Source organism: Vulcanisaeta sp. (assembly GCF_049966235.1).
Taxonomy (GTDB): Archaea; Thermoproteota; Thermoprotei; order Thermoproteales; family Thermocladiaceae; genus Vulcanisaeta; species Vulcanisaeta moutnovskia.
In genome coordinates, this window is record NZ_JBMFVA010000041.1 from 1 (window position 1) to 3,790 (window position 3,790).

Below are 3,790 nucleotides of genomic sequence, written 5' to 3' on the forward strand. Positions count from 1 at the left end.
GTATTAGATTCAACTTTAACTGGTCAGTAGCCTGGAAGTAGTCATTTAATCCTGCCTCACGCACCTCATCATCAGTGTTCCTAGTGCTGAGACTTAATAAACGTTGAGCAAAACCTATGCTTAGTTCAATGAAATAGCGGTAAACCAGGCCATATAGTTCAGGTAGTAGCTATACTTTATTAATCATTTAACGATGATAGCACTAGAGAGAATTAAAGTTAAAAATTTCTTTAATTACTCATCAAGAATTAAGTGATATTATTGGTTACAATATCATTAGTACCTATAATTTTATAGGGTGAGACCGCATTTCCCCTCATTATATTACCCATGTATATATTATAGTCTGAGGAGCCGCTTTCCATTATTCCATAACCCTGCATCTTAGACTGTTGAGGATTAGTGTCATATATTGAAGAATTTGCCACGATTATTCCTTGTGAATTCTCAATGTATACGCCAGCATAATTACCTGGCATACCTAAGCTATTATTAATTATCCTATTACCTATTACTTTAGAGTCATTGCAATTAATGAATTCAACACCGTTATTCCACATTCCAGCTGTTTCGCAATCTATTAATGCGATATTCATGCAGTTCTCGAATCTAACAGACTTAGGATGCTGGCTTAAACCCTCGAAGTTAACCGCAATGAAACGCTTATGTTGGACGAGCCTACCATCAGTATTATAGGCGTGCACACTGAAATTGCTACTATCAAAGCAGTGTATATTCTCAAATGCCATTACACCATCTGCGGTGTTCTCCAGAGTAATGCAGTTGTTTCCTGATTCAGCTATCACAGTATCTTGTATAAAGTACACATTTCCATAACCCAATATGGCTAACCCATCATGGTAACTGTTTGATATGTGAACTCTCGATATAAATATTCCCCAATTATCGTTAGGTGGATAGGCTCCCTCAATGACTATACCATTATAGTAATTATATGCCTCAATATCAGTTAGAGTAACCCTATATGCATGCTTCAGTATTCTAATTAAGGCGCCTGGTACGATGGGACCTTGCCCATAGATTGTAATCCCCTTAACTTCAACAAATGAAGAATTCTCAGCAATAACTATGCCGTCTCCACCAGTATTAATTGCGAGCGTTGCGCCATTTTCACCAATTAAGTTTATGCGAGACTTTAATATTACTGTAGTAGATACATTGTACTTACCGCTTTTCAATACTACATTACCACCATTACCTGAACTAAGCTTATCAACGGCATACTGTATTGCTAAACCAGCATCACTACTGGAATACTCTGATGAGTGTATTAAGGTATTGTATACCTTATATGCCCCATTTTCAGGCATTATAATGTAGCTTGCTTTAGACGTAGGATATTGCTCACTGCTTTCCTTCTCTTGGGCATTACTAGACCCATGAAAACCCAGGAAATATGCGCCACTTCCCACTGCCATTAAGGCACCTGCCAATATTGATGCTTTTAAGTATCTTCGTCTTAATGCATTCACCATAATTACTATAATTATACAGGTTTTTTAAGTTTCTATGAGAATGATTTGACAGCGAAAAAATTTAAAATACTAGGGGCATAAAGATGAATTATGAGAACCATGTACAATATAAGGAGAACTATAGTAGCTGCCCTAATAATGGTGTCAATGGTAGGGCTCTACATGGCGCACATGGTCTATGCGCAAAGTAAGCCTCAGATAGTTGGTAGTGGCCCGGTAATCACATTAACGTCAGGTTTCCCTGCATGGAACCCATTTACTCCAGGTAATCTACTAGGTGCAGTATGGACTTACATGCCGTTAGCCGCCTATAACGCGATATCAGGGAATTTCTGGCCGATACTTGCACAAAACTGGACGGTACAAGAATTTCCAAATGGCTCAGCACTATTAACTATTCACCTGAGACCTGGCTTGTATTGGTTTAATGGCTCAGCAACAATACCATTCACAGCATGGGATGTATATGCTTACTTCTATATTGAGGTTAAGGCCTTTAAGAGTTATACCTCATGGATTAATTATTCACTTGTTGATGAGGATATTAGAGTCATCAACAATAACACTATTCAATTCCTATTTCAAAAGTGGACACCTTACGTCCTGCAAATGGTATTAACAACATACGTCTATACACCGTGGCCTGTTTGGAAATGGGCTGTTAATGATTTAAAAACAATGAATATTACTGAGGCCTACAGTTTTGGTCAAAATAATATAACAACATATATGGCACCTTACTGGTCACTCAGCCCATTCTACCTAACGTACATTAGCCCATCATCTCTTAAATTCACTTTAGTACCGCAGAATTTACTTAATGCATGGGCTCAAGTATTTCCATACAATGACTGGAATTATTATGATCCAACAATAGTAGAGTTAGGCACTACTAGTAATACGCAAACCCTAGAGTACATCATGTCTGGTAGGATAGACTATTCAGGTGCCGTTCTTTCAGAGGCTCAGTTAGGTATAGTTAATAAGACTAATGGCTACTCAACATTAACTATACCAGCATACAATACTATAGGCTTCGCCATTAATCCATGGGTTTACCCATACGGTATTCCTCAGGTTAGGGAAGCCTTATGTTACGCTATAAATAGGACGGCTGTAGCTGCGTCTTGGGGCCTATCTTTAGCTAAACCTGATTATTATCCTGAACCCGTCATCCCAGAGACTGTAGTTACCTTCCCACCCAGTGTTAGGCAGTTCATCATACCATGCTCCTACGATCCAGCTAAGGCGGCTCAAATACTACAAAGCCTAGGCTTCTATAAGAAGGGAGGATACTGGTACACACCAAACGGAACACAATTGAAGTTGATGGTTACTGATGTTAGTGGCTGGACTGATTGGGACACTATGGGGCAAGCTGCTGTGGAGCAACTGGCTGCATTTGGTGTAAATTCACAATTATTAACAATTGACGCTGGAGTATTCTGGTCTGACATATTGCCTAATGGCCAGTATCAGGGTATAATGAATGGGTTAGCGAATGCTCCATCCTACAGTACTATGTGGATATGGACTAATTGGCCATGGTGGGAGGAGGGTAATGCAATCTCAGCAGGAACAAACCATAGCGCATTCCTATTCCAGTGGCCTAATGGTACTTGTACACCAGTTATTGTTCCAGTAAGTCCAACAGTACCTAATGGTACTATAGTTAATTGCATCAACTCAACTTTGGGCTATATTAACTTAACTAACTGGCAGTACTACGTAACCTCAGTTTCACCAGGTTCACCAGGCTATGACCTAGCGTTAAGTGTAATCTTCGCATGGTTCCATTATTTCGTACCAATAATACCGCTTTATGATAAGTATTGGCCATTTGAATTCAGCTATTCTATAATGGATCCAAACTGGCTATTCTTACCATATGTGTATGATAATTATCCAGGACTATTAGCAGTTTTCCTAGAGTACCAGCCATGGGGCTATGGTAATCAACCATTTAGTGTTAATACCTGGGGTCTTTTTGCGCCAAAGGGATTAATACCACCATTGGCTGAGGCTATTGCTAATGGTTCGCTATGGGTTAAGTATCCCCAATACGCCGCATTCCTAGGCATACCTACTCCTGACCCTATGCTTCAGCAGGTTGTTGCTTCGTACTTCCATATTCCGTATACTCCAGTGACCACTACTACAACTACTTCAACTAGTACTACTACCACTACTTCAACGACCACAACTAGCACTACTACTTCAACCTCAACCACTACATCAACCACAACGACTACTTCAACAACCACTACGACAACCACCACTACTGCCGTGACTAC

At 39.7% G+C, this 3,790-nt stretch carries 2 protein-coding genes; one reads left to right on the top strand and one right to left on the bottom strand.

Annotated features, from left to right (window positions below):
* Positions 1–248: 248 nt before the first annotated feature.
* Positions 249–1,496: a hypothetical protein gene (locus ACP5L5_RS11420; RefSeq protein WP_428763921.1), complete on the bottom strand. Its 1,248-nt coding sequence runs from the start codon at positions 1,494–1,496 to the stop codon at positions 249–251.
* Positions 1,497–1,586: 90 nt separating this feature from the next.
* On the opposite strand from ACP5L5_RS11420, the gene ACP5L5_RS11425 reads away from it, so the two are divergent.
* Positions 1,587–3,790: ABC transporter substrate-binding protein (locus ACP5L5_RS11425; protein WP_428763923.1), on the top strand; the 2,204-nt coding region annotated here is incomplete at its 3' end.

Excerpts from the sequence above, each read along its gene's own strand:
- ACP5L5_RS11420 (WP_428763921.1), bottom strand. The coding sequence starts at position 1,496 with ATGGTGAATGCATTAAGACGAAGATACTTAAAAGCATCAATATTGGCA.